Origin of the sequence: Methylobacterium nonmethylotrophicum (assembly GCF_004745635.1) — a bacterium.
GTDB classification, from domain to species: Bacteria; Pseudomonadota; Alphaproteobacteria; order Rhizobiales; family Beijerinckiaceae; genus Methylobacterium; species Methylobacterium nonmethylotrophicum.
On the sequence record NZ_SRLB01000015.1, the window covers coordinates 1 to 25,065 of the forward strand.

Consider the following 25,065-nt stretch of genomic DNA (forward strand, 5'->3'; position numbering starts at 1 on the left):
TCAGGCTTTTGCTGTCTCTCCTGCTCGCCGCCGCACTCCGCATGGTCAGATCCGACCCGCCAAGCAGCCAAGCCGCCAAGCCGCCAAGCCGCCTGAGCGATTTCTTCACGGACGACGATCGAAGATCGCCAGCACCTCAGGATGAGGTCGAGGGCTGGGATGAGCGTCTCTGAATACGCTAACCCGACTCTCGGTTTCTCTCGGCTTGCCGTCCGTCCCCTCGGCGAGAGCAGGGCAGGGGAGGCCGGTCAGCCCCGCCGCGCCGCCTCGCTGGCGAGGCGCAGGAAGAGGTCGGCGGCGACCGCATGCGCGAAGTCGCCCCCGGCCCGGCGGGCATTCAGCACCGCCTCCTGCAGCAGCGCCACCGCCCGGCGCAACGAGGCCGGGCTCCAGCGGGCGAGCTGGGTCTCGACGATCCTCTGGCGTCGGAAATGCAGGCCGCGCCAGCCGGCCACCATCGCGCCCGGGCTTTTGCCCTCGCCGTCGAGGCGGGTGGCGAGCAGCGTGAGCGCGTGCCGCAGGGCGGCGCCGAGCATCACCGAGGCGTCCATGCCCTCGATCTGGAAGCGGCGGTAGCTGCGCTCGGTCTCCGCGACGCGCCCGGCGAAGGCGGCGTCGATGAGGGCGTTGAGCATCTTGTCCGAGACGTCGCTGCCGATCGCCTCGACGTCCTCGATCCCGACCTCGCCCTGCCCGCGGGCGTAGAGGGCGAGCTTCTCGATCTCGCCGAGGCTCGCCCGCCGGTCGCCGCCGAGGCTGCCGGCGAGGAGGTCGCGGGCCTCGCGGGTGATGCGCAAGCCGTCGGCCCGCAAGGTGCGCTCGATCAGCTCGGCCAGCGTGCCGGCATCGTCGGGATAGCACGGGATCGCCAGGGCCCGGGGCGACCGCTCGCAGACGACGCGCAAGGGGGCGGACTTGGCGAGATCGCCGGCCTCGACGACGATCCGGGTGTCGGTGCCTTCCTGCGTCAGGGCGGCCTCGACCGCAGGGGCGTAGTTGCGGCTGCCGGGCCGCACCCAGACGGCGCGCTTGCCCCCGAACAGCCCGACCGTGCCGGCCTCGTCGACGAGGCGGCCGGGATCGCTCGCCAGGACGTCGCCGTCGAGCTTGACCAGGGCGAAGGGGTCGGCGGGATCGTCGACCGCCTGCTCGGCGAGCCGGCGGGCGCGCTCGGCGACGAGGCCGGTATCGGGTCCGTAGACCAGGATCACGGCGATGCGGGGATCCGGGCCGCGGCGGAGCAGCCCCTCGACCTCGCCGGCCTTGACGGCGGTCATGTCAGGGCTGGGTCGCCAGGATCGCGGCGACGCGCGTCTTGATCTGGTCGGACAGGAGCTTGGCCAGCCGGATCTCGGCGTCGCGGGCGGCGCGCAGGCTGGCGAAGCGCTGCGCCGAGCGGTCGTAGGTGGCGGTGCCCTGGGCGACGCCCTCGGTGACGACGCGGTCGCCCACGAGGGTCTGGACCTTGTAGGAGGCGACGCCGACGAGCGTCGCCGCCTCGGCCCGGCCGGTCACGGAGCTGACGATCGGCGTCTGCACCGACTCGCTCGCCGTGAGCGTCAGGCGGTACTTCTTCTCCGACGGCTGGCCCGACCCGTCGAGGTCGAAGACCAGCTCGCTGCGCAGGTAATGGCCGAGGCGCTCCTGGCCCTGCGCGGTCTTGGCCGGCTCGACCTGGATCGAGGCGAGGACGGCGCTCAAGGGGGCACCGGAAGCGGTCGGCCCGTAGAGGGGCCGGAAGCAGGCCGAGAGGCCGAGCGCCAGGGTGGCGACGAGAGTGAGGGTCCGCGCCGTCTTCGCCGTGCTGCCCGCCATGAAGATCCGTCCTGCCACCGCTCGCCTCGTGACCGCTACGCTGACGCCGTTACCGCTCCGCTGAGGCCCTGCCAAGGGGTGCCGGAATTTGTCCCGGCAGTACCCGCGGGGCCGCAGGATAGAGGCGGAGAGATAAAGAAGCTCTGCGGCAGCAGAAGGGCGGAAGGCCCGGACAGCCGGTGGATATCGCGGATGGCGCCGACGGAAGCGAGGCCCGGCGATCCTTCGATCGTCGGGCCTCGGAGCCCCCGGACGCGAGGGGGTCGATCAGACCACGATGTTGACGATGCGCAAAGGCACCACGATCACCTTGCGGGGCGGCTTGCCCTCCAGCGCCCGCTGCACCGGCTCGAGCGCCAGCGCCGCGGTCTCGACCGCCGCCTGGTCGGCATCGCGAGGCACGGTCACGTCGGCGCGCTTGCGGCCGTTGATCTGCACCGGCAGGGTCACGCTGTCCTCGACCAGGAGGTCGCGACGCACCTCCGGCCAAGCCGCCTCGGCCACGAGCCCATCCTGTCCGAGCGTCCGCCAGCAGGTCTCGGCGAGGTGCGGCATCATCGGGGCGATGAGCTGCACCAGGATCAGCGTCGCCTCCTTGAGGGCAGGGGAGGGGGCGCGGCCGCGCTCGGCGTTGACCGCCTCCTGCAGGCTGTTGGCCAGCTCGTAGACGTGGGCGACGCAGCGGTTGAAGCGCAGGCGCTCGATGTCGTCGCCGACCGCCGCCAGCGCCTTGTGGGCCGCCTTCAGCACCGCCTCGCTGCCGGCCGCCGCCGGCTCGGTGCCGCCCTCGGCCACCTCGCTCACCAGGCGCCACACGCGCTGGACGAAGCGCGAGGCGCCCTGCACGCCATCCTCGGTCCAGATCACGTCGCGCTCCGGCGGCGAGTCGGAGAGCATGAACCAGCGGGCCGTGTCGGCGCCGTACGACGCGATGATGTCGTCGGGGTCGACGACGTTCTTCTTCGACTTCGACATCTTCTCGATCGCCCCGATGGCGATCGGCGCGTCGGTTTTCACGTGAAACGCCTTACGGGTGCCGTCCTCGGTCACCACCTTGACGTCGACCGGCTGCACCCAGGCGCCGGCCGCGTCGCGATAGGTCTCGTGGACGACCATGCCCTGCGTGAACAGGCCGGCGAAGGGCTCGTCGAGCCCGGCCCAGCCGGTCTGGCGCATCGCCCGCATGAAGAAGCGGGAATAGAGCAGGTGCAGGATCGCGTGCTCGATGCCGCCGATATACTGGTCGACGGGCAGCCAGCGGTCGGCCACCGCCTTGTCGGTCGGCGCGCCCTTGAGCCACGGCGCGGTGAAGCGCGCGAAGTACCAGGACGAATCGACGAAGGTGTCCATCGTGTCGGTCTCGCGCCGGGCCTCGGCCCCGCAGGACGGGCACGGCACGGTGCGCCAGGCGGCGTCGCGCTCGAGCGGGTTGCCGGGCACGTCGAACGAGACCTCCTCGGGCAGCCGCACCGGCAGGTCCTCGACCGGCACCGGCACGACGCCGCACGACTCGCAGTGGATCACCGGGATCGGGCAGCCCCAGTAGCGCTGGCGCGACACGCCCCAGTCGCGCAGGCGGAACTGCACCCGGCGGCGCCCGACGGGCGCGCCGTCCAGGGTCTCGGCCTCCAGGCGCCCGGCGACGGCCGCGAACGCCTCGTCGGTGCTCATCCCGTCGAGGAAGCGCGAGTGGATCATCCGGCCCTCGCCGACATAGGCGGTGTCGGTGATCACGAAGGTGGCCGGATCCTGGTCGGGCGGGCAGACGACCGGCGTGTTGCCGAGGCCGTACTTGTTGGCGAAGTCGAGGTCGCGCTGGTCGTGGGCCGGGCAGCCGAACACCGCGCCGGTGCCGTATTCCATCAGCACGAAGTTCGCCACGTAGACCGGCAGGGTCCAGGACGGATCGAGCGGGTGGCGCACCTTGAGGCCGGTGTCGAAGCCGAGCTTCTCCGCCGTGTCGATCGCGGCCTGCGCCGTGCCCATGCGGCGGCACTCGGCGATGAAATCCTGCAGGGCCCGGTTGCCCGCCGCCACCGCGGCGGCGAGCGGGTGGTCGGCGGCGACCGCCAGGAACTTCGCGCCGAACAGCGTATCGGGGCGGGTGGTGTAGACCGTGACGTCGCGCGCGGCGCCTTCCGGCGCCGCCTCCAGGGCGAAGCGCAGCTCCAGGCCTTCCGAGCGGCCGATCCAGTTGCGCTGCATCAGCCGGACCTTCTCGGGCCAGCGCTCCAGGGTGTCGAGCCGGTCGTCGAGGTCCTGCGCGAAATCGGTGATCTTGAAGAACCACTGGGTCAGCTCGCGCTGCTCGACCAGCGCCCCCGAGCGCCAGCCGCGCCCGTCGATCACCTGCTCGTTGGCGAGCACGGTATGGTCGACCGGATCCCAGTTGACCTTGGCGGTGCGGCGCGCGACCAGCCCGGCCTTCAGGAAGTCCAGGAACATCCGCTGCTGGTGCTTGTAGTAGTCGGGATCGCAGGTCGCGATCTCGCGGCTCCAGTCCAGCGACAGGCCCATCGACTGCAGCTGCGCCCGCATCGTCGCGATGTTGGCGTAGGTCCAGTCCCGCGGGTTGACCTTGTTCTGCATCGCGGCGTTCTCGGCCGGCAGCCCGAAGGCGTCCCAGCCCATCGGGTGCAGCACGTTGAAGCCCTTGGCGCGCTTGTATCGCGCCACCACGTCGCCCATGGCGTAATTGCGCACGTGGCCCATGTGGATGCGCCCCGACGGGTAGGGGAACATCTCGAGCACGTAGTATTTCGGACGCGGATCGTCGTTGCGGGTGCGAAAAATCTCCCGCTCGGCCCACACCTGCTGCCAGTGGGGCTCGGAATCCTTCGCGTTGTAACGTTCGGCCATGGGTGGCGTCTTTGCGACCGGTCGGCGCCGGCGCCGTGAGCACCGGCGGCAGGGGGAGGAGAGGGAAAACGTCACGGCCGCAAACGGTTGAGCTTGCTCGGCGCGGCGCCGGCGGACTAGGACACGGTTTGGTCCCGAGGGTCAACAATCAAGCACGGCGACGCGCCGCCGGAGAGGGGAGCCGGTCATGATCGACCCGCAAGCCGTGACGTCGAACCTGGATGAGGTGCGCGCGGCGATCGCCCGGGCAGCCCACGACAGCGAGCGCGACCCCGCCGGCATTGCCCTGATCGCCGTGTCGAAGACGATCGCGCCCGAGGGCATCCGGCCGGCACTGGAGGCGGGCCAGCGTCTCTTCGGCGAGAACTACGTGCAGGAGGCGAAGGCCAAGTGGCCGGCCCTGCGCGAGGCGTTTCCGGATACCGAGCTGCACCTGATCGGCCCGCTGCAGTCGAACAAGGCACGGGAGGCGGTGGAGCTGTTCGACGTGATCCACACGCTCGACCGGAGGTCGCTCGCCGCGGCGCTCGCCAAGGAGATCGCCCGCGCCGGTCGGCACCCGACCCTGCTGGTCCAGGTCAATACCGGCGAGGAGCCGCAGAAGGGCGGCGTCGCGCCGGGCGCGGTCGACGCCTTCCTGGCCGAGTGCCGGGACACCCATGGCCTCACCGTCTCGGGGCTGATGTGCATTCCGCCGGCGGAGGACCCGCCCTCGGCGCATTTCGGCCTGCTGGCGGCGATCGCCCGCCGCCACGCCCTGCCGATCCTGTCGATGGGGATGAGCGCCGATTACCCGGCGGCGATCCAGATGGGGGCGACCCATGTGCGGGTCGGCAGCGCCATCTTCGGGGCGCGCCAGCCGAAAGGCTGACCCGTCGAGGCCTGACGCGCGACCGTCAGTTGGCGTGCAGGCAGCGGATCTCCTCCCGCGCCTGCTCCAGGAAGCGGACCCGGTCCTCGTCCGTCAGCAGCACAGGGGAGTTCGGCATCCCGTCCCGGTAGCGCACGGACCCGTCCCAGAGGGTGCCGCGCGGTCCCTCGGCCGCATGGATCTGGCGGGCCCGAACGATCTCGGTCGCGGTATAGGCGTCGAGCATGCGTCTCTCCCCTGCGTCCGATGCGGCTTTTGTGTGGCAGCCAGACCCTACAGGATGTTTTCGCGAAGCGCGAGTGTGGCAGCGTTACCAAAATGATAGATGTCGTTGTGCTTCGCAGCATGGCGAAGAGAGACAAATGTCGCGAAAATCCCGGGAGATCGGAGAACAGCTTTCTCAGATCGCGAGGCGCGTGCCGGGCCCGAGGCGGCGCAGGAGCCTGATCAGGTCGGTCCGGCGCAGGGCGACGCAGCCCTCGGTCGGCCCGAAGCCCGGACGGGCGACGTGCAGGAAGATGGCGCTGCCCCGCCCGCGGCGGATCGGGCCGCGGTTGTAGTCGAGGTCGATCACGAGGTCGTAGAGCCCGTCGTCGCGCCACAGCCGCTCGGCGCTGATGCCGGGGGCGGGGAGGGGCAGCGGCCGGTTGTAGCGCCGGTCCTTCGGGTCGTCGCACCAGCCGTCGTTCGGGCGGATGCGGCGCAGGGGGAGGCGGGTCGCGGGCCGTACCCCGAGCCGGTCCGGCCGGTAGAAGCCGCCGCGCAGCCGGAAGGCGCCATGGGGCGAGGCGCCGTCGCCCTCGCGCTTGGTGCGGGTCTGGCCGCCCTTGCCGAGGGCGCAGGGGATCAGGACCGGGCCGGCGATCAGGGTGCCGCGGCGGCGGTCGAGGGGGTTCGGGCGGACCCGCAGCCGCGGGAGGGTGATGCGCTTCATGGCCCCGTCTTACGGCGCGGTCGCGGTCCGCTCCAGAGGCTCGGGCTTCAGGGGCGTTGCCGAGCGTGACAGGACGGCCGGTCCGAGGGACACTGCGGCGCCCCCCGGACGACACGCTCCATGCACCAGAGGACGCCCGCGCCGACCCCGATCCCCGCTGCGCCGCCCGACTGGCTCGGCTGGCTGCCGGCGCGCCTCGTCGCCGTCGACGTCGAGACCACCGGCCTGGCCGAGACGGACCGGGTGGTGAGCTTCGGCGCCGTGGCGCTCGCCACCGCCTCCCTTGCCACAGGCCGGCCCGAGATCGCCTGCCACCATCTGATCTTCGATCCCGGCCGCCCGAGCCATCCGAGGGCCGAGGCCGTGCACGGCTACGACGACTGGCTCCTGCGCCACCAGGACCCGGCCGGGCGGCATGCCGGCGCGGTGGCGGATCTCCTCGCCGGGGCCGACCTCGTCGTCGCCCACAACGCCGCCTTCGACCTCGGCTTCCTCAACCGCGAGTTCGCCGCCGCCGGCCTGGCTCCGGTCCTGCCCAAGGTCTACTGCACCATGGAGTCCTATCGCCGCCGGGGCGAGAAGGGACGGGCAGCCCTCGACGCGGTCTGCCGGCGCATCGGCATCGCGCGGGCCGGCGCCCGCCACGGCGCGCTCGAGGATGCCTGGCTGGCGCTCCGGGCCTATCTCTGGCTCCAGGCCTGCCCGGTGGCGGTGAAGCGCCCGCCGCTCCAGGCCCCCGCCAACCTGCGGCCTGCGCCGCCGCGTCCCGAGGGACCGCTGCCGCCCCGGGCGTGACGCGGGGGCCGTGGACAGGGCCGGGCCCGGCCCTTGCCGCGGCGGGACGCTCCGCTACTCTGCCCCCGCATGCTGCCAGGCTGCCGGATCGTCCGGGCCGGGCAGCGGCCGCCGGGAGGCCGCGTTGGGGGCGCGGCCTCCCGGCGGCCGTCCCCTCCTCGAGAGTGCCGGTTCGATGTCGAACGCCCATCGCCTGCTCGTCGTCGACGACGATCCGACCCTGCGCGACACGCTGACCGAGCAGCTCGCCCTCTCGGACGCCTTCGAGGTCGTCACCGCCGAGACCGCCCGGGCCGCGATGGACCGGGTCGCGGCGGAGCGGGTCGACCTCGTGGTGATGGATGTCGGCCTGCCCGACCTCGACGGGCGCGAGGCGGTGCGTCAGATGCGCCAGGGCGGCTTTCGCGGCCCGGTGATCATGCTGACCGGCCAGGCCTCGGACTCGGACACCGTGCAGGGGCTGGATGCCGGCGCCAACGACTACGTGACGAAGCCGTTCAAGCTCGCGGTGCTGCTCGCCCGCATCCGCGCCCAGCTGCGCCAGTACGAGGCGAGCGAGGACGCGGTGTTCCAGATCGGCCCCTACACCTTCCGTCCGGGCGCCAAGCTCCTGGTCGGCGAGCGCGGCTCGAAGCTGAAGCTCACCGAGAAGGAGACCGCGATCCTGCGCTTCCTGTACCGGGCCGGGCGGCAGGTGGTCGGGCGCGACACGCTGCTGGCCGAGGTCTGGGGCTACAACGCCCAGGTCACCACCCACACCCTCGAGACCCACATCTACCGCCTGCGCCAGAAGATCGAGCCCAACCCGGCGACGGCCTCGATCCTGGTGACCGAGGGCGGGGGGTACAAGCTGCTGCCGTGAGAGGGGCGATGGGGGCGATGGTACCGGTTCCGTCTGAACCGTTCGAATAAGGATAGAGCGCGTCTCCCCTCTCCCGTGTGGGAGAGGGGTAGGGGTGAGGGTGCTACGGTTCTGAGTCCGGCGTTGAGCGCCGAGCTGCCAGCACCATGCTCAGCGACTCACACTGAAGCGTGTCACCCTCACGCGGGATCTTCGATCCCCTACCCCTCTCCCACACGGGAGAGGGGATCCCGCGCCCAATCCGGTTCGGGCCTGATCAAGCGGAACGATGTGGCGGACCGGACTGGTCCCGCGCCTACGCGATCATCCCCCGCGCCTCTACCGGAATCGTCCCGACGATCGCGCCGTCCCGCACCGCCACCAGCGCGTCGACCATGTTGACGACGACGCAGACGTGGTTGGGCACCACCTCGACCAGGGTGCCGACCGCCGGTCGCTCGGGGCAGGCCGAGAGATCCAGGAAGCCGTGCTCCTCGGCGAAGGCCGCGATGCGGGCGCCCGGATGGTCGGGCAGGAGCCCGAACCCGTCGAGCCCGCCGCCGGTGTCGCTGGTCAGGGTCTTGGAGCCGGCATCCAGGATCCCGCGCTCGGGCGCCGCCCGGCTGACCACCCGCGCCAGGACCGCCAGGGCGCAATCCTGAAGCGTCGCGACGCCCGCCGCCATCATCATGCGGTCGTTGAAGATCACGGTGCCGGCCCGGTGCTCGGTGGCGCCGCGGACCTGCCCGATCTCCGGCAGGTTCGGCGTGCCGCCGGTCGAGACGATGCGGGCGGAGAGGCCGTGCGCCGCAAGCCCCGCCTGCGCCTCATCCAGGAAGCGCTGCGCAGAAGCAACGCCGCCGGTCGGCGGGTAGAGCAGCAGGCCCGCGAAGGCGAGGCCGGGCCGGCCCGCGATGTCGCGGGCGAGCGCCACCGCCTCGCCCGGGGTCTCGACGCCGGCGCGCCGGCGACCGGTGTCGCATTCCACCACCACGTCGAGGGTGCGCCCGCCGGCTCGCGCCGCCTCGGGCAGGCCCGCCACCGTCACCGGGTTGTCGGCCGCGACCGTGATCCGGGCGGCACTCTCGCGCAGGAGCCGGCCGAGGCGCCCGACCGCCTGCGGCCCGAGAAGGTTGTAGCTGATCAGGATGTCGTCGATGCCCGCCGCCGCCATCACCTCGGCCTCGCCGAGCTTCTGGCAGGTGACGCCGCGCGCGCCGGCCTCGATCTGCATCCGGGCGAGGACCGGGCTCTTGTGCGTCTTGACGTGAGGACGGTTGGCGACGCCGCCGGCCTCGCAGGCGGCCTGGAGCCGCGCGATGTTGCGGGCCACCCGGTCGAGGTCGATCACGACCGCCGGCGTGCCGTAGCGGCGGGCGATCTCCTCGCGCAACGCCGGCGCGATCACGTCGGCGACCCCGTGTGGCCCGGATCCCGGCGGGCTGTGTCGAGGATCATGTGGCGGCGCATCGTCGTCCCTCCTGCGGCAGGCGGCCCCGATCGTAGCCGGGTCCGGGCGCGCCGCCCACCGGCCGGCGCGACCTCACCCCGTCGCTGGCGCGCAACCTAATCTTAGACATAGGGTCCTACACCGTGCGGGAGGCCCAGCACCGCGCAACGGAGCGCCGATGCATCATCGACCCCCCAGTCGACGCTCCGCCGTGTCCCGCACGCTGGCCGGGTCGATCATCGCCGTCACCCTGGTGATCGGGGCGGCCTCCGCCCTGATGGTGATGCAGATGCGCCGCAGCGCCTGGGATCAGGTCGGCCGGGTGTCGCAGAACCTGCTGGAGGCGGTCGAGCACATGGTCGACCGCAACATCGAGCTCTACGACCTGTCGCTCCAGGCCGTGGTCGACGGCCTGCGCAACCCGGAGGTCGACGGGATCGCGCCGGAATTGCGCCAGATGATCCTGTTCGACCGCGCCGCCACGGCGAACGGCCTCGGCGCGATCCTGGCCCTCGACCCGCAGGGACAGGCCTTCGTCGATTCGAGCGCCATCGTGCCGCGCCCGCTGCGCTTTCCCGATGCGGATTTCTTCCTCGTCCACAAGCAGCGGGAGGATGCGGACCTCTACATCGGCAAGCCGCTGCGGATGGAGCCGGACGGGCGCTGGGTGATCCCGCTCAGCCGGCGCCTCACCTACGCGGACGGGGCCTTCGCGGGCGTCGTGGTCGGCACGATCGACATCGGCTACTTCAACGCGTTGTTCCGCCGCCTCAGCCTCGGCGAGCGCAGCCGCATCGCGTTCTTCCGCGACAGCGGCGAGCTTCTCGTCCGCAGCCCGCCGATGGAGGGCACGATCGGCCGCAACCTGCGGGAGGCGGCGCATTTCCCCCGCTTCTTCGAGAGCCGCGCGGGCCAGTTCGTCGCGACCGGCTACACCGAGGCGATCGAAGGGCTGTTCAGCTACAGCCGGATCGGCGACCGCGCCCTCATCGCCACGGTGGTGGTGCCGACCGCGGCGATCGGGTCCCTGTGGCGGCCGAAGGCGGTCGCGATCATCGCCCTGGTGACGATCCTGTGCGGCGGCATGGTCGGGCTGACGCTGGTGCTCCAGCGCGAGCTCGAGCGGCGCAGCCGGGCCGAGGAGCAGGCGCTCGCCGCCAACCACGACCTCGCCCGGCTCGCCCATACCGACGGGCTCACCGCGCTGCCGAACCGGCGCCACTTCGACGAGGCCTTCTCGCGCGCGAGAGAGCAGGCGCGGGGGGCCGGCGGGCCGCTCTCCCTCGTCCTCCTCGATGCCGACCGCTTCAAGCGCTACAACGACACCTACGGGCATCTCGCCGGGGACGAGGTCTTGCGCGCCGTCGCCCGGGTGCTGCAGCGTCAGGTCCGGGGCCCGGAGGAGGTCGCCTGCCGGATCGGCGGCGAGGAATTCGCCGTGCTGCTGCCGGGGAGCGCCGGCCCCGAGGCCGTCGCCCGGGCCGAGCGCATCCGCCGGGCGCTGGCGCGGCTGCAGATCCCGCATGTCGGCAACGAGGGCGGCATCGTCACCTTGAGCCTCGGCGTCGCCGAGGCCGTCCCGGGCGAGACCGGCGGGCAGTGCTTCTCGGCCGCCGACGCCGCGCTCTACGAGGCCAAGCGCCAGGGGCGCAACCGCGTGGTGGCGCGGCCCGGCGGACCCGCGGCGGCCCAGGTTGCCTGATCCCGCCCGGTCTGCCGGCTGGCGCATGGTGCAGGATGGCCGGATCGGCTAGAGCTTGGCCGGGCCGCTCGGGCGCTTCGAGGAGCGCGCAGGCGCCGAGAGGGGGAGAGCGAGGCCGTTGGCGCTCGACGACGACATCGCGATCCTGGCGGCGGCCCCGCTCTTCGGACTGATGAACCGGGACGCCCTGCGGCTGATCTCGTTCGCGGCCGAACGCCGGCGGCTGGAGCCCGGCGCCGTGCTGTTCTCCCGCGGCGAGACGGCCGAGGGCGGCTTCGTGGTGACCCGCGGCACGGTGGTGCTGGAGCCCCGCTCCCCCGGCGGCACCCCGGTCGAGGCCGGCCCCGCTTCCCTGATCGGCCAGGCCGCCCTGTTCATCCCCCTCGAGCGGCCGACCACCGCGCGGGCCGGCCCCGGGCCGGTCGAGGTCATGGCGGTCACCCAGGCGGTGATGCGCCGGGTGCTCGAGGTGTTTCCCGACGCCGCCGCGGTGATTCACGACGCGCTCGCCGACGAGCTCGCGGCCCTGACCCGGGCCTTCGCCGGCAGCCGCGCCGCGGACCCGACGTGACAGCGCCCGGCGGGCTTTGCTAGAGGGGACGCCGATCCCTCTCTCCCGCCCTGGACCTCGCCCCATGTCGCACGCCGATCTCGCCCGGACCATCGAAGCCGCCTGGGAGGACCGCGCGACGATCGGCGCGGACACGCGCGGGCCCGTGCGCGAGGCGGTCGAGGCCGCCCTGGCGCTGCTCGATTCCGGCGAGGCGCGCGTCGCCGAGAAGGCCGGGGGCGAGGACTGGCACGTCAACCAGTGGCTCAAGAAGGCGGTGCTGCTTTCCTTCCGCCTCAACGACATGGCGGTGATCCCGGGCGGACCCGGCGGCGCGGCCTGGTGGGACAAGGTCCCGTCGAAGTTCGAGGGCTGGGATGCCGCGCGCTTCCGCGCCGCGGGCTTCCGGGCGGTGCCGGGCGCGGTGGTGCGCCGGGGCGCCCATATCGCCGCCGGCGCGGTGCTGATGCCCTCCTTCGTCAATCTCGGTGCGTATGTGGGCGAGGGCACGATGGTCGACACCTGGGCGACGATCGGCTCCTGCGCGCAGGTGGGCAAGAACTGCCACATCTCGGGCGGCGCCGGCATCGCCGGCGTGCTCGAGCCGCTCCAGGCCAACCCGGTCATCATCGAGGACAACTGCTTCATCGGCGCCCGCGCCGAGGTGGCCGAGGGCGTGATCGTCGGCGAGGGCAGCGTGCTGTCGATGGGCGTCTATATCGGCGCCTCGACCAAGATCATCGACCGGGCCACCGGCGAGGTCTCCTACGGCCGCGTGCCGCCCTACTCGGTGGTGGTGTCGGGCACGCAGCCCGGCAAGGCGCTGCCGGACGGCACTCCCGGCCCGTCGCTCTACTGCGCCGTCATCGTCAAGCGCGTCGATGCCGGCACCCGGGCCAAGACCGGCATCAACGAGCTCCTGCGGGACTGACGCCCCGTGCGGGACTGAGGCGTCCTGCGTCGCGGTCCGTCAGACCGCCACGTTGTCGATGAGGCGCGTGCGGCCGAGATAGGCCGCCGCCAGCACCCGCGCCGGTCCCTCGACGCGATCGAGCGGCGCCAGGCTCTCGGCATCGTTCACCGACAGGTACTGCACCGGCGAGAACCCCGCCGCCTCGAGCGCCGCCCGGCCCTGGGCCAGGGCGGGAGCGGTCTCGCCGCCGCCGCGCACGGCCTCGGCCACCTGCTGCAGCACCGCGTGCATCACGGGCGCCACCCGCCGCTCCTCGGCCGAGAGGTAGCGGTTGCGGGACGACATCGCGAGGCCGTCGGCCTCGCGGAAGGTCGGCGCGCCCTCGATCGCGACCGGGATGTCGAGGTCGCGGGCAGCGCGCCGGATCACCTGGAGCTGCTGAAAATCCTTCTCGCCGAACAGCGCCCGGTCCGGCAGGCCTTGCAGCAGCAGCTTCGTCACCACGGTGGCGACGCCGGCGAAGTGCCCCGGACGCAGGGGGCCGCACAGCACCTCCGTGAGCCCCGCCACCGTCACGGTGGTGGCGAATCCCGGCGGGTACATCGTCGCCACCTCCGGCAGGAAGGCGGCATCCGCCCCGACCTCCGCCAGGAGGGCGAGGTCGGCTTCCAGGACGCGGGGATAGCGGGAGAAGTCCTCGTTCGGGCCGAACTGCGTCGGGTTGACGAAGATGCTGACCACGACCCGCCGGCAGCGCGCCTGCGCCCGCCGCACCAGGGACAGGTGCCCCTCGTGCAGCGCCCCCATGGTCGGCACCAGCGCCACGCCCTCGCCGGCCGCTCGCCAGGCCCGCACCTGGGCCCGCAGCGCGGCGACGTCGCCGAGCCGCAGGACGGGGCCGGGAGGGGAGGGGGACGGGGTCATCGCGGGCGCTCCGGTCGGTCGAATCGGCGCGACCGTAATCGGGGCGGGGGCAGGGCGCCAGGGTGGCGCGGGGTGAGGATGCGGGCATGATCCGCTTCGGATTTGCCGGTCGTCGTCACGGCTGGGAAACTCGGCCCTTCGGCCCAGCACTCTCTCTCGAGAATGATACCTTGGGTAACATGAGATGAATCGCTGAGGTCGAGCCGGAACGTGCACGCGCAGGAAACTCTCTACCCGCTCGCGTTCTTCATCAATGCCACTCCTCTCTCGCTCAAGGCAAAGGCAGCCTCAAGGGCGCGCTGGTCGGAGACCGTCAGACACGCGGCCCGGGCACGCATCGACGCGACGGACGAACTCGGTTTCGTCCAGGAAGGGCCGTTCAGCCTCACGATCTACTACTTCCCGAGCGCGCCGATGGTGGGCGACGTCGACAATATCGTGAAACCGATCATGGATGCACTGATTCACCTGGCCTATAACGACGATCGCTCGATCGAGCGCGTCCTCGTGCAGAAGCTGGAGCCGGGCGTCGACTGGAGTTTCGCGCAGCCGAGCGCTCAACTGACCGGTGCTCTGCTCATCGCGCCGCCGGTCGTCTATATCCGTATCGACGACCTGAGCTGGAGGACGGCCTGATGACCCCATCGCTGCGATCCCGCGACGGCGAGGCCGAGCGGCGTTTCGTCGAGACCCTGCGCGCGCGCTACGAGCAGGCCGGCTTCTCGTTCCAGGCCGAGCCCGACGCCGATCAGCTGCCCGATTTCCTGGAGGGCTACCGGCCCGATGCGATCGCCCGGAAGCCCGGAGAGAACGTCGCCATCGACGTGAGGCGCGGGCCGGGCCCGTCGGAACCGCCGCTGCCGGCCGTCCGCCGGCTGTTCGAGGGTCATCCCGACTGGCGCCTCCACGTCGCGTTCATGGCGAGCGACCCGCTCAAGGCGTTCCCGATCCCGCGGGCCGATCCGGCCGAGATCCGCGTGCAGGAGGCGGAGGTCCGGGCGCTCCACGCCGCGGGCCACCGTCGGCCCGCCTTCGTCCTGGCCTGGGCGCTGCTGGAAGCAGCGCTGCGAGCCACCCGCGACGGGGCCGACCGCGCGCATTCACCCGGCACCGTCGTGCAGGCCCTGGCGATGAACGGCCTGGTCGATCCGGAAACCGAGCGGGACCTGCGTGCCCTGGTCCCGCTCCGGAACCGGATCGTGCACGGCGACCTCGCGGTCGACCCCTCGGACCACGACATCGCGTTGGTCCTCGCGGCGGTCCGGGCGGTGCTGAGCGAGGAGGCAGTCCACCCGTGACCCCCGACGACCTCGCCGGCACCCTCGACTTCCTGCGGCGGGCCGAGGCGCTCAAGAGCACGCTGCGCAGCGGCACCACCGCGTCCGGCCGGCAGGAGAGCACGGCCGAGCACACCTGACGGCTCTGCCTGATGGTGATGGTGCTGGCCGACGGCCTCCCGGGGATCGACGCGCTCAGGCTCCTCAAGATGTGCCTCGTCCACGACCTCGGCGAGGCTCTGGGCGGCGACATCCCGGCGACCGATCCCCGCGCGGCGGACAAGACCGCGCAGGAGCGGCGCGACCTCGAAGGCCTGACCGCGCCGCTGCCGCCGGCGCGCCGGGACGAGATCCTGGGATTATGGGAGGAATACGAGGCCGGCACCTCGCCGGAAGCGGTCCTGGCCAAGGGATTCGACAAGCTGGAGACGATCCTCCAGCACAACCAGGGCCTCAACCCGCCGGGCTTCGACTACGCCTTCAACCTCGTCTACGGCGCCAAGCACACCGCCCGCCATCCGCTGACGGCGGCGGTTCGGGCGGTGCTCGACGCGGAGACCCGGGCGCGCGCGACCCGGCCTGCCGAATAGGGCTCGGCTCAGGCTCGGCCTGCCTGCAGCCGGAGCGCGGCATCTTGCCGGGCCCGGGAGGCGGCCACTGCGGCGGCAAGGCCGACCGCCGGGCTGCCGAGGGGGCGTACCGCTTCGGGAAGCAGTGCGGCGGCACCGGCCATGGACGCCTGCGCCAGGGCGACCCGCGCGGCGCCCTGCGCCTTCGCGGCGCGGGCGGCATCGGCGGTCAGCGCCCAGTAGCGATCGCGGTCGCCCGCCCTGAAAGCGTCCCAGGCGTGAGGCACGACCTGCACGCTCACCTCCGCCCCCGTCGCCCGCGCCGCCGCCTCGAACAGGCGCCGGGTCGGTTCGACCGTCGTCTCGACGGCGCACAGGACGACGACCCTGCCGCCCTCCCTCACGGCCTCGGCGGCAAGGGCCGCATCGACCCGCAGGATCGCGACCGGAGCGTCCCGGGAGGCGGCCTCCGCCGCCGGACCCAGGGTCGAGCAGGTCAGCAGAACCGCATCGGCCTCCGCGGACAGGCTCTGCAGGATCGCGACGGTCTGGGCGGCGATCTCGGGGGTGAGCCGTCCTTCCCGCTCGGCGGCGGCGAGGAGGTCGGGACGCACCGTGTGGCGCAGGCTGACCTCGGCCAGTCCGGCCGTCCTCAGCGCCGCGTCGAAGACGGCGGCGTTGCTGTCGACCGTGTGCAGGCAGGCGATGCGGATCATGACGGCGCTCCGAGGCAGGCGGCACGCGCTAACCGAACGGCGCCGCGCCGACAAGGTCCGGACCGCCCTGCCGCTCGTCCCCGCCGCCCGGCATCCCTCCGTGCGATGTGGTTACAGGCATCGCCCGCCCCGTCGGCGCCCATACGGGTCGTCGACGCCGCGCGGCGGGGGAAAGCCGTAATAGCTCGGCTTGCCGAGGCCGAAGGGCGAGCCGACATAGGTGGGGTCGCCCGGCGCATTCGTCGGGACGAAGCCCTGGCCCGGCGGGCAGGCGGGGCCGGCGCGGGTCGCGGGCGAGGCATCGCTGTCGCCGCGCGGAAAGTAGCGGGGACCCGGAGCATAGCCCGGTGCCGGGCGCGGCTCGGGCCAGTAGCCCGGCTCCGCCATGTCGGCGGCCATCGCCGGCCCCGCGAGGCCGAGGGCGACCGCGCCCACCACGAGCCTCACGCCGTACCCCATGCGACCGCCCCGTCATCAGACCACGGCCGAGCCTTGCCGGATCATGGTTAACGGGGCGTTTGCGTCAGGTCACGGCCTCGGTGCGGGCCTGGAGCACGCGCACGAGGTCGTGGGGCTTCACGCGCAGCTGCAGCCCGCGCTGGCCGCCATTGACGAAGATGTCGTGGAGCGCGAGGGCGGCGGCATCGACCAGGGTCGGCACCGCGCGCTTCTGGCCGAGCGGGCTGATGCCGCCGACATGGTAGCCGGTCAGCCGCTCGGCCTCGGCCGGGCGCATCATCGCGGCGGACTTGGCCTTGAAGGCGGCCGCGAGCTTCTTGAGCGAGACCTCCCGGTCGGAGGGCACCAGCACGCAGACCGGCTTGCCGTCGACGGCGGCCATCAGGGTCTTGAACACCTCGCCCGGGGCCACGCCCATCGCCTCCGCGGCCTGGAGGCCGATGCGGGTCGCCTCCGGGTCGTAGTCGTAGGCGTGGATCGTGTGGGGGATGCCGGCGCGGGCGAGGGCCTGGGTGGCGCGGGTGGTCTTCGACATCGGCCGTGGATCGGGAGTTCCGGATGGGTCAGGCGCCCGGAAAGCTCCGGGCGATCAGCCGGCCGACCTCGGCGTGCAGGGCGTCGCGCGCGGCGGGCTCGGCCGGTGATCCGGTGAGATACACCGCCGCGAGGATCGGCGCACCGTCCGGGCGGTGGATCAGCGCCACGACGTTGGCGGTGCCGTTGTCGCCGGTGCCGGTCTTGTCGGCCGTGCGCCACCCCTCCGGCAGCCCGGCGCGCACGCGCTTCAGCCCGGTCGGGCTCTCCTGCATCCAGCCGGTGAGCCGGGCGCGCGATGCGGCCGAGAGCGCCTGGCCGAGCAGGAGGGTGTCGAGGAGGCCGACCATCGCGGCGGGGGTCGTCGTGTCGCGCAGGTCGCCGCGAATCGCGGTGTTGAGGGTCGGCTCGGTCCGGTCGAGGCGGGTGACGGTGTCGCCATGCGCCCGGGCGAAGGCGGTGATGCCCTCGGGCCCGCCCAGCGTCGCCAGCATCAGGTTGGCGGCGGTGTTGTCGCTCCAGACCACGGCGGCGGCGCAGAGCTCGGCGAGGGTCATGCCGGTCTCGACGTGCTTCGCCGTGACCGGGGCGTAGCTGAGGATGTCGTCGCGGGTATAGGTGATCCGGCGGTTCAGGTCGTCCTGGCCCGTGTCGGCCCGGGCCAGCACCGCCGCGGCGGCAACGGCCTTGAAGGTGCTGCAGAGCGGGAACCGCTCGTCGGCCCGGTGGCCGAAGCGGCGGCCGGTAGCGGTGTCTCGTACCTCGACCCCCAGCATGCCGCCGTCGCGCCGCTCGAGCTGGGCGAGGCGGGCCGCCGCATCCTCCGCCGCCGCCGCGCCGCGGGCCGCACAGGCCGCGAGCGCCGTGCCGATCAGGGCGGCGCGACGGGTGAGGCCGGCGGCCGGGTGAAGGAGAGCGGGGTGGGACATGGCGGGCTCCCTGGCGCGGATCGTCAGGGATGCTCTCTTGAGGCCCGACCTTGGCGATATCGCGCTGAGGCCGTGACAGGATCGGGGCGAGGGGCGGCGCCGGCCTCCGCCGTTTCACGGGAAACACCGTTAACGGAATGACGCTTCGTCGCGGCAGGGCCGGCGCACCTCGCCTCAATGCGACCGCGGCGAATGCCCCTTGCGGTCGGGATCATGGGTGTGGTGGCGGTCGCGCTCGCCGCCGCCGCCCGACACGTGGGAGCGGCTGTCGTTGGTGGCCGAGCCGGGATTCGGGCCGGAATGGGCGGTGGGGTCGGGCCGGTCGGGCCGCTGGTGGCTGCTGCCGGGGCCGCCGTGATGGCGGTTGGCGGCGTCGGTCTTGTCGGACGTGCTCATGCGGTCATGATCCTTGGATCAGCAATCCGTGGGTTCGGCGACCGTCGCGGTCACCGATCCTGCTGGTAGCCCTGGTTGGTGGTGTTCACCTTCGAGTTGCCGGCCTGGCCGATCTTGTCCGGATCCTTGGTCTGGTTCGAGCCCTTCGGCCCGGTCTCGGTCGGCGCGCGCTCGGCGCTGCCGGGGCCCTTATCGGAGCGGTTCGCCGGCGGCACGGGAGGCGGTGACGCGGTCATGGCGGTCTCCTGTCTGGTGGCGGGGCGAGGCGGAGCCCTCCCCGTGGAGGCCGGACAACGCCGGCCCTCTCCGGGCGTTCCGGACCAATCCGGTCCGCCCGGATACTTTGTCACAGTACGAGTATCAGGGGCGAACCGGCCGTCGCGGGGAACGTTGGCTCGGGCAGCAGACACCTGCCCCCACATCCCCGCAGACCGGAAGGGACCCACGATGGCCGAGGACATCCGTTCGCTGTACGTGACCGCGCTGAAGAACACCCACGCGCTCGAGCTGCAGGCCCTGCAGATCATGGAGCGGCAGGTCGAACGCCTGGAGCGCTACCCCGACATGGAGGCGGCCCTGCGCCGGCACATCACCGAGACGCACGGCCAGCGCGACCGGCTCGACGAGGCGCTGGCGGCCCTGTCCGAGAGCCCCTCGACCCTGAAGGAGGGCGTGCTCGGCTTCATGGGCAACATGGCGGCGCTTGCCCACGCCCCGGCCCAGGACGAGATCCTGAAGAACGCCTTCGCCAACCGCGCCTTCGAGAACTACGAGGCGGCGGCCTACGACGCGCTGATCACCCTGGCGGAGGCCGCCGGCCAGAGCCGGTGGCTGCCGGCCTTCGAGACGTCGCTGAAGGAGGAGCTGGCGATGGCCCAGGCCATGGCCGACCTGGTGCGGCCGACCACCCGGCGCTACCTCGAGCTCACTCTCGGCGGCGCCAAGGCGGACCGCTGAGATCGCATTTTCATCCCTCTCTCCAAGTCTTCACCTCATCCTGAGGTACCCGGCGATCGACGATCGACTCGATCTTTGATCGACGGCCTCGAAGGAGGACTCCAGAGGTCTGTGTGATTACTAGAGCCCTCCTTCGAGGCTGCCGCAAGCGGCAGCACCTCAGGATGAGCTTGGGGAGTGGGAGGTCTCGACATTCTTGCCGGCTTCGAGGCTCAAAGCCGGAACAGCCTGCCCTGGCCGGCGATCCGGCCGGGATCGGTGCCCGCGGCCCGCAGGGCCGCCCACAGGGTGACGGCGATCGAATCGAAGACCGGGATGCCGAGCTCGGCCTCGAGGGTCTCGACGAGCGCCGTCCCCGCCATGTTGGTGCAGACGATCGCCACCGCCTCGGCACCCTCCGCCGCGACCGCCCGGGCCATGGCGGCGACCTCGTCCTCCGGCACCTCCGCGAAGGAGAAGTTGTCGGACAGGCCGCAATGGCGCTCGGCGGTGCAGTCGAACCCCGCCGCGCCCCAGTTCGCCCGGATCTTCTCCTGCACGTCGCCGGTATAGGGGGTGACGAGGCCGACCCGGCGGATGGCGACGCGGGTGAACGCCTCGCGAAAGCCCAGGACCGCGGTGGCCGCCGGGATGCCGGTGGCGTCGGTGATGCGCGCGCACAGGGCCTCGTCGCGAGGGAACCCCAGCCAGGCCGCCGAGGTGCCGTTCCAGGCGATCGCGTCGACCTTGGCGTCGGCGAGGAGCCGGCTGGCGGCCAGGATCGGCGCCTCGTCGAACTGCCCGAGCCCCGCCGCCGAGAGGGTGATCTCGGTGACGCGAAAGCGCGAGAAGTGGGCGGTGATCCCGTCCGCATCCCGCAGGAGCGCGGCGGTCGCCGGCTCGAGCCGCGTGTTCGACGAGGGGGTCAGCATGCCGAGCCGGATCATGCCGCCGCCTTCCGGCTCGATTCCTCGCGGATCAGCCCGAGGACGTGGCGCTTCATGTCGTTGAAGTCCGGGCTCGTCACGTCCCGCGGCCTGGCCAGGTCGAAGGGGATGAACTCCCGGATGCGGCCCGGGCGCCGGCTCATCACGGCGATGCGGCTGGCCAGCACCAGGGCCTCGTCGACGGAGTGGGTGACGAACACCACGGTGGCGCCGACCCGCTGCCAGATCGCGACCAGCTCCTCCTGCATCTCGATCTTGGTCTGGGCGTCGAGGGCCGCGTAGGGCTCGTCCATCAGGATCACCGCCGGGTTCATCAGGAGCGCCCGGGCGATGCCGACCCGCTGGCTCATGCCGCCGGAAAGCTCCGCCGGGTAGTGCCGCTCGAAGCCGGTGAGGCCCACGAGGTCGATATAGGTCTTGGCCTTCGCGTGCCGCTCGGCCTTGCCCATGCCCTTCAGCTTGAGGTGGAAGGCGACGTTGTCGATGACCGTGAGCCAGGGCATCAGCGTCGGCTGCTGGAAGACCACGCCGCGATCGGCCCCCGGCCGCTCGACGGCCCGGCCCGCCACCCGGACCTCGCCGGCGCTCGGCCGCTCGAAGCCGGCGATCATGTTGAGCAGGGTGGACTTGCCGCAACCCGAGGGGCCGAGCAGACAGACGAACTCGCCCGCCTCGATGGTCGCCCGGGTGCGCTCCACCGCCACGAGGTCGCGCCCGTCGCGGTCGCGAAAGACTTTCTGGACGTCGGCGAGGTCAATCGCGCTCATGAACACTCTCCGGGGGAAAAGGATGGGGCGCGTTCGCCCCTCTCCCGTGTGGGAGAGGGGCCGGGGGTGAGGGTGCTACGGTCCTGAGTCGGGCTCTGTCCGTCGCGCTGGCAGCTCGACGCTCAGTGCTTCAGTCGGAACCGTAGCACCCTCACCCCTACCCCTCTCCCACTCGGGAGAGGGGATCCCGCGCTCGATTCTGAAACGTCACCGCCCCTGCACCGTCGTGCCCTTCTGCCAGTGCAGCACCGAGGCCATCACCGCCTTGAGGCCGAGGTCGGACAGGTAGCCGAGCAGGCCGATCGAGATCATCGCGGCGAGCACGATGTCGTAGCGCAGGAAGTAGTAGGAATCCCACAGGACATAGCCGAGGCCGCTCTTCACCGCGACCATCTCGGCGGTCACCGTCAGCATCCAGGCCGAGCCGATCGCGATGCGCAGCCCGGAAAAGATCGACGGCAGGGCGGCCGGCAGCACGATGTCGGTGAGGAGCTGGCGCTCGGAGGCGCCCATCATCGCGCCGGCCCGGATCAGGTTGCGGTCGACCCCGCGCACGCCGTGGATGGTGTTCATCAGCACGGGGAAGAACGCGCCGAGGAAGACCAGGAAGATCGCCGGCTTGTCGGCGATGCCGAACCAGATGATGGCGAGCGGGATCCACGACACCGGCGGGATCGGCCGCAGCATCTGCAAGGTCGGCTCGACCGTGCGCTCGACGAGCCGCCACCAGCCGATGGCGACGCCGAGCAGGATGGCCGAGACGGCCGCGATGGCGTAGCCGGCGGCGACCCGGGTCAGGCTCGCCAGCGCGTCGGGCACCCAGCGGCCGGAATAGGTCTGGGTGCTCTCGTCGAGGCCCAGCAGCCAGTCCCCGAGGGCGTGCAGCACCGCGCTGGGCGCCGGCAGCAGGGCCGCCGGCAGGGCGCCGGAGCGGGCAAACGCCTCCCAGCCGGCGACGAGGAGGAGCGGCAGGGCCGACCGCTCGGCGGCGGCGATCAGCCGGCGCGGCAGCCGGCGGGACGGGGCCGTCGTCGCGGCGCTGAGCGGCGCCGTATCAGTAGCCGAGGCCATCGCGGGTCTTCTTCGTGGCGGCCTCGAGGAACGAGAAGTCCATGTGCTTCTCCACGTCGGCCGAGACGTCGCGGCTGATGTACTTGAGGTCGCGCATCATCGCGGCGATCGCCAGGGTCTTGGCCCGGTGCATGCGGTAATCCGGCTCGGCGTTCTTGATCGCCTCGGCGGCGACCTCCTTCGACAGGCCGGTCTTCTGGTTGATGACGTCGACCCAGATGCCCTTGTCGGCCTCGAGCTTGCCGACCAGCGCCACGTCGGCATCCACCACCGCCTGCACGGCGGCGCGGCGGGAGGCAATGACGTCCGAGCGGGTCACGATCAGGTTGGTCAGGTTGCCGGCCGCCTGGTCGTAGGGCAGCACGAAGCGGGCGGCGGCCCCCGCCATGCGGATCTGCGACGCGAAGGGCTCGACCGAGCAGACCATGTCGATCTCGCCCCGCTGCATCGCCGCGAGGTGGTCGGACGGGTTCGGGATGTTGACGAACTGCACGTCCTTGTTCGGGTTGATGCCCTGCTTGAGGAAGGCGCCGCGCATGTGGATGTCCTGCGCGTTGCCGCGGGAGGCCGCGACCTTGAGGGGCGTGCCCGCCGCCTTCGCCTTCTCGACCGCGGCCTTGAACCCGGCCCAGTCATCCGCCTTCAGGTTCAGCGCCTTGGCCGACAGGCATTCCGAGCCGCCATTCACCTCCCCGGCCACCGCCACGATGTCGAAGCCCTTGTCGAGGGCGGTGACGTAGTGGAGGTACGTCACCTGCGCCACGTCGAGGCTCTTGGCGATCAAAGCCGTCAGGACGTCGTTGCCGGAATTGAAGCCGGTGGCGTCGATCGTGGCGCCCTTGGCCAGCCCCGGCAGCAGGGCGACCGGCAGGCAATGGGCGCACTTGGCGTAGCCGACCTTCACCGGCGCCTTCTCGGCTGGCGCTTCTTGGGCGGAGGCGGGCGAGAGGGACCCAGCCGAGAAGGACCAGAGGGCGGCGGCCAGCAGGGGGCCGAGATGGCGGCGCATGATCGGTGACCTCGCTGTCGGGGGCGGGCCGTCCGGGAGCACGATCGGGATGAGCCGATGAAGCCTGGACGGACGCCGCGAATGCTCTGGCGGCTCGGTCTCGAACCGCCGCGAGGCCAGCGTGGGACGGCTCCTGACCCGGCGCAATGAATTTTTCGCGCTCTGCATGCAATTAATGCCAAATGCCGAGGCATACGGCAGAAATTGCCTGGAATTGATGCGCCCGCTGCCGTCCGGAGCGGCTATGGTCCGGATCCGACGCGGCAACGAGGGAGAGGCCCCGCATGGATCCGGTCCGGCGCCCGCGCGGGCGCCCGCGCAAGCCCGTGCTGCTGGAGGCCGCGGCCTTGCGGCCGCGGCTCGGCCTGCACGATCAGGCCGCGCAGCGCCTGCGCGCGCTGATCGTCGACGGCACGCTGCCGGCGGGCGCGGCGCTCGTCGAGACCGAGCTGTCCGTGGCGCTCGGCATCTCGCGCACGCCGTTGCGCGAGGCGCTGAAGCTGCTGGCCGTCGAAGGCCTGGTGGAGCTTCGCCCCAACCGCTCGCCCCGGGTGGCGGAGCTGCGGCCGGATGCCGTGACCGAGCTGTTCGAGGCGATCGCCGCCATCGAGCGGGCGGCAGCCGAGCTGGCGGCCCAGCGCATCACCCCGGCGGAGCTGGCACGGCTGCGGCACCTCCAGACCGAGATGGAGGCGCACCACGCGGCCGGGGACCTCGGCGCCTATTTCGCCCTCAACCAGCAGATCCACGCGCTGATCGTCGCGTCCGGCCGCAACACCCCGTTGCGGGAGGCGCACGAGGCGCTGCACGCCCGGGCCGAGATCGCCCGACGCCGCGCCCTCGACAGCCGGGCGCGCTGGGACGAATCGGTCGCCGAGCACCGGGCGATCCTCGCCGCGCTCGAGGCCCGCGACGCCCCGCGCGCCGGCCGCCTGCTGGCCGACCATGTCGGCCATACCGGCACGGCGCTGCTCGCTGGCCTCGCCGAACCCGACGTCGCGCCCGACGCCGCCTGACCGTGAAGAGACCGCCGATGCGCCTGCTGCTCCTCAACCCCAACACCAGCCGCGACGTCACCGAATTGATGCGCGCGACCGGCGCCGCCGCGGCCGCCCCCGGCACCGAGATCCTGACGGCGACGGCGCCGCGGGGCGTGCCCTACATCGCCACGCGGGCCGAGGCCCAGATCGGTGGCGCGATCGTCCTCGAGATGCTGGCCGAGGCGCCGCCGGTCGATGCCGCCATCATCGCGGCCTTCGGCGATCCGGGCCTGCTCGGCGCCCGCGAGCTGTTCGACTATCCGGTCGTCGGACTCGCCGAGGCGGCGATGCTCTCCGCCTGCATGCTCGGCCGGCGCTTCGGCCTCGTCACCTTCGCGCGGGCCCTGGTGCCCTGGTACGAGGACTGCATCGAGGCCCACGGCCTCGCACAGCGCTGCGCCGGCGTGCGCTCGCTGGAGGGCCGCTTCGCCTCACTCTCCGACGTGCAGGACGAGAAGGAGGCGCAGCTTGTCGACCTCGCCAACGCGGCGGTGGCGGAGGACGGCGCCGACGTGCTGATCTTCGCCGGTGCCCCCCTGTCGGGCCTTGCCGCCCGGGTGCGCGAGCGGCTGCCGGTGCCGGTGGTCGACCAGGTGGTGGCCGCGGTGAAGCTCGCCGAGGCGCTGGTGGCGCAAGCGCCCCGCAAGGCAACCGCCGGCAGCTTCCGCCGCCCCGACCCGAAGCCGAGCCACGGGCTGGCCCCGGCCCTGGCGGCCCGGATCGCCCATACGGATTGAGACCGAGCGGTGCGTCCTGCCGGA

General features: G+C 72.2%; 28 protein-coding genes and 1 pseudogene. 12 read left to right on the forward strand and 17 right to left on the reverse strand.

Translation table 11 applies throughout. The annotated features are described in order from the left end of the window. Positions 1-248: 248 nt before the first annotated feature. The 3 genes from holA to leuS form a co-directional block, all read right to left on the reverse strand. On the reverse strand, positions 249-1,277 hold the full coding sequence (holA, locus tag EU555_RS20190; RefSeq protein ID WP_135417033.1) for a DNA polymerase III subunit delta: 1,029 nt from the start codon (positions 1,275-1,277) through the stop codon (positions 249-251). A 1-nt stretch (position 1,278) separates the two neighbouring features. Beyond that, positions 1,279-1,815, reverse strand: coding sequence for an LPS assembly lipoprotein LptE (locus tag EU555_RS20195; protein ID WP_135417034.1), 537 nt, complete (start codon positions 1,813-1,815; stop codon positions 1,279-1,281). A 267-nt stretch (positions 1,816-2,082) separates the two neighbouring features. Next, positions 2,083-4,674 (reverse strand): leucine--tRNA ligase, encoded by a 2,592-nt coding sequence (gene leuS / locus EU555_RS20200; RefSeq protein WP_135417035.1) that lies wholly within the window; start codon positions 4,672-4,674, stop codon positions 2,083-2,085. A gap of 187 nt (positions 4,675-4,861) precedes the next feature. Here leuS and EU555_RS20205 point away from each other — a divergent pair, with 187 nt between their 5' ends. Further along, positions 4,862-5,545: a YggS family pyridoxal phosphate-dependent enzyme gene (locus EU555_RS20205; RefSeq protein WP_135417036.1), complete on the forward strand. Its 684-nt coding sequence runs from the start codon at positions 4,862-4,864 to the stop codon at positions 5,543-5,545. 25 nt (positions 5,546-5,570) lie between these two features. Here the strand turns inward: EU555_RS20205 and EU555_RS20210 are convergent, their stop codons facing one another. Beyond that, on the reverse strand, positions 5,571-5,771 hold the full coding sequence (locus EU555_RS20210) for a hypothetical protein (protein ID WP_135417037.1): 201 nt from the start codon (positions 5,769-5,771) through the stop codon (positions 5,571-5,573). A gap of 174 nt (positions 5,772-5,945) precedes the next feature. Continuing rightward, complete coding sequence (locus EU555_RS20215) at positions 5,946-6,479, reverse strand: L,D-transpeptidase family protein (protein WP_135417038.1); 534 nt, start codon at positions 6,477-6,479, stop codon at positions 5,946-5,948. 120 nt (positions 6,480-6,599) lie between these two features. Here EU555_RS20215 and EU555_RS20220 point away from each other — a divergent pair, with 120 nt between their 5' ends. Both EU555_RS20220 and EU555_RS20225 read left to right on the forward strand, forming a co-directional pair. Next, positions 6,600-7,274, forward strand: a complete 675-nt coding sequence (locus EU555_RS20220; RefSeq protein WP_135417039.1) for a 3'-5' exonuclease — start codon at positions 6,600-6,602, stop codon at positions 7,272-7,274. Between the two features lie 175 nt (positions 7,275-7,449). Beyond that, positions 7,450-8,136: a response regulator transcription factor gene (locus tag EU555_RS20225; protein WP_135417040.1), complete on the forward strand. Its 687-nt coding sequence runs from the start codon at positions 7,450-7,452 to the stop codon at positions 8,134-8,136. 295 nt (positions 8,137-8,431) lie between these two features. On the opposite strand, the gene EU555_RS20230 is transcribed toward EU555_RS20225, so the two are convergent. Beyond that, complete coding sequence (locus tag EU555_RS20230; protein ID WP_135417194.1) at positions 8,432-9,520, reverse strand: alanine racemase; 1,089 nt, start codon at positions 9,518-9,520, stop codon at positions 8,432-8,434. Between the two features lie 256 nt (positions 9,521-9,776). Between EU555_RS20230 and EU555_RS20235 the strand changes: the two genes are divergently transcribed. From EU555_RS20235 to dapD, 3 genes are all read left to right on the forward strand, one after another. Next, positions 9,777-11,267: a sensor domain-containing diguanylate cyclase gene (locus tag EU555_RS20235; protein ID WP_167858621.1), complete on the forward strand. Its 1,491-nt coding sequence runs from the start codon at positions 9,777-9,779 to the stop codon at positions 11,265-11,267. Positions 11,268-11,385: 118 nt separating this feature from the next. Then, positions 11,386-11,838 carry a Crp/Fnr family transcriptional regulator gene (locus EU555_RS20240; protein ID WP_135417042.1) on the forward strand — a complete coding sequence of 151 codons (453 nt, stop codon included), beginning with the start codon at positions 11,386-11,388 and terminating at the stop codon, positions 11,836-11,838. A gap of 64 nt (positions 11,839-11,902) precedes the next feature. Beyond that, complete coding sequence (gene dapD, locus EU555_RS20245) at positions 11,903-12,748, forward strand: 2,3,4,5-tetrahydropyridine-2,6-dicarboxylate N-succinyltransferase (RefSeq protein ID WP_135417043.1); 846 nt, start codon at positions 11,903-11,905, stop codon at positions 12,746-12,748. A 39-nt stretch (positions 12,749-12,787) separates the two neighbouring features. On the opposite strand, the gene panC is transcribed toward dapD, so the two are convergent. Continuing rightward, positions 12,788-13,654 carry a pantoate--beta-alanine ligase gene (gene panC, locus EU555_RS20250; RefSeq protein ID WP_135417044.1) on the reverse strand — a complete coding sequence of 289 codons (867 nt, stop codon included), beginning with the start codon at positions 13,652-13,654 and terminating at the stop codon, positions 12,788-12,790. A 210-nt stretch (positions 13,655-13,864) separates the two neighbouring features. Between panC and EU555_RS20255 the strand changes: the two genes are divergently transcribed. The 3 genes and pseudogenes from EU555_RS20255 to EU555_RS20265 all read left to right on the forward strand — a co-directional run bounded on the left by EU555_RS20255 (position 13,865) and on the right by EU555_RS20265 (position 15,521). Further along, a complete protein-coding gene (locus tag EU555_RS20255) occupies positions 13,865-14,290 on the forward strand; it encodes a RusA family crossover junction endodeoxyribonuclease (RefSeq protein ID WP_135417045.1) in 426 nt (141 codons plus the stop codon). Beyond that, positions 14,290-14,952: a HepT-like ribonuclease domain-containing protein gene (locus EU555_RS20260; protein ID WP_135417046.1), complete on the forward strand. Its 663-nt coding sequence runs from the start codon at positions 14,290-14,292 to the stop codon at positions 14,950-14,952. Before EU555_RS20255 ends, EU555_RS20260 begins: the two co-directional genes overlap by 1 nt. Beyond that, positions 14,949-15,521 (forward strand): annotated as a pseudogene (locus tag EU555_RS20265) (HD domain-containing protein). The gene EU555_RS20260 and the pseudogene EU555_RS20265 overlap by 4 nt, the downstream one beginning before the upstream one ends. A gap of 8 nt (positions 15,522-15,529) precedes the next feature. Here the strand turns inward: EU555_RS20265 and EU555_RS20270 are convergent. The 6 genes from EU555_RS20270 to EU555_RS20295 form a co-directional block, all read right to left on the reverse strand. Next, on the reverse strand, positions 15,530-16,216 hold the full coding sequence (locus EU555_RS20270) for an aspartate/glutamate racemase family protein (RefSeq protein ID WP_245524399.1): 687 nt from the start codon (positions 16,214-16,216) through the stop codon (positions 15,530-15,532). A gap of 111 nt (positions 16,217-16,327) precedes the next feature. Further along, positions 16,328-16,675, reverse strand: coding sequence for a hypothetical protein (locus EU555_RS20275; protein ID WP_135417047.1), 348 nt, complete (start codon positions 16,673-16,675; stop codon positions 16,328-16,330). A 64-nt stretch (positions 16,676-16,739) separates the two neighbouring features. Further along, positions 16,740-17,210, reverse strand: coding sequence for a Cys-tRNA(Pro) deacylase (ybaK, locus tag EU555_RS20280; RefSeq protein WP_135417048.1), 471 nt, complete (start codon positions 17,208-17,210; stop codon positions 16,740-16,742). Positions 17,211-17,238: 28 nt separating this feature from the next. After that, positions 17,239-18,138 (reverse strand): class A beta-lactamase, encoded by a 900-nt coding sequence (gene bla / locus EU555_RS20285; RefSeq protein ID WP_135417049.1) that lies wholly within the window; start codon positions 18,136-18,138, stop codon positions 17,239-17,241. 174 nt (positions 18,139-18,312) lie between these two features. Next, entirely contained in the window at positions 18,313-18,534 is a 222-nt protein-coding gene (locus EU555_RS20290) for a hypothetical protein (RefSeq protein WP_135417050.1), read from the reverse strand. A 50-nt stretch (positions 18,535-18,584) separates the two neighbouring features. Then, the gene (locus EU555_RS20295; protein WP_135417051.1) at positions 18,585-18,770 is read right to left on the reverse strand and encodes a hypothetical protein; all 186 of its coding nucleotides are present in this window, start codon (positions 18,768-18,770) and stop codon (positions 18,585-18,587) included. Positions 18,771-18,981: 211 nt separating this feature from the next. Here EU555_RS20295 and EU555_RS20300 point away from each other — a divergent pair, with 211 nt between their 5' ends. Further along, positions 18,982-19,491, forward strand: coding sequence for a ferritin-like domain-containing protein (locus EU555_RS20300; RefSeq protein ID WP_135417052.1), 510 nt, complete (start codon positions 18,982-18,984; stop codon positions 19,489-19,491). A 212-nt stretch (positions 19,492-19,703) separates the two neighbouring features. Here EU555_RS20300 and EU555_RS20305 read toward each other — a convergent pair whose 3' ends face one another. The 4 genes from EU555_RS20305 to EU555_RS20320 all read right to left on the reverse strand — a co-directional run bounded on the left by EU555_RS20305 (position 19,704) and on the right by EU555_RS20320 (position 23,264). Then, positions 19,704-20,417: a maleate cis-trans isomerase family protein gene (locus EU555_RS20305; RefSeq protein ID WP_205820963.1), complete on the reverse strand. Its 714-nt coding sequence runs from the start codon at positions 20,415-20,417 to the stop codon at positions 19,704-19,706. Beyond that, positions 20,414-21,184 (reverse strand): ABC transporter ATP-binding protein, encoded by a 771-nt coding sequence (locus EU555_RS20310; protein ID WP_135417053.1) that lies wholly within the window; start codon positions 21,182-21,184, stop codon positions 20,414-20,416. The genes EU555_RS20305 and EU555_RS20310 overlap by 4 nt, the downstream gene beginning before the upstream one ends. Before the next feature lie 207 nt (positions 21,185-21,391). Further along, a complete protein-coding gene (locus tag EU555_RS20315) occupies positions 21,392-22,255 on the reverse strand; it encodes an ABC transporter permease (RefSeq protein ID WP_135417054.1) in 864 nt (287 codons plus the stop codon). After that, positions 22,239-23,264 (reverse strand): ABC transporter substrate-binding protein, encoded by a 1,026-nt coding sequence (locus EU555_RS20320; protein ID WP_135417055.1) that lies wholly within the window; start codon positions 23,262-23,264, stop codon positions 22,239-22,241. Before EU555_RS20320 ends, EU555_RS20315 begins: the two co-directional genes overlap by 17 nt. A gap of 284 nt (positions 23,265-23,548) precedes the next feature. On the opposite strand from EU555_RS20320, the gene EU555_RS20325 reads away from it, so the two are divergent. Both EU555_RS20325 and EU555_RS20330 read left to right on the forward strand, forming a co-directional pair. Further along, positions 23,549-24,280 (forward strand): GntR family transcriptional regulator, encoded by a 732-nt coding sequence (locus EU555_RS20325; protein WP_135417056.1) that lies wholly within the window; start codon positions 23,549-23,551, stop codon positions 24,278-24,280. A 17-nt stretch (positions 24,281-24,297) separates the two neighbouring features. Continuing rightward, positions 24,298-25,041, forward strand: a complete 744-nt coding sequence (locus EU555_RS20330; protein ID WP_135417057.1) for an aspartate/glutamate racemase family protein — start codon at positions 24,298-24,300, stop codon at positions 25,039-25,041. Positions 25,042-25,065 lie beyond the last annotated feature (24 nt).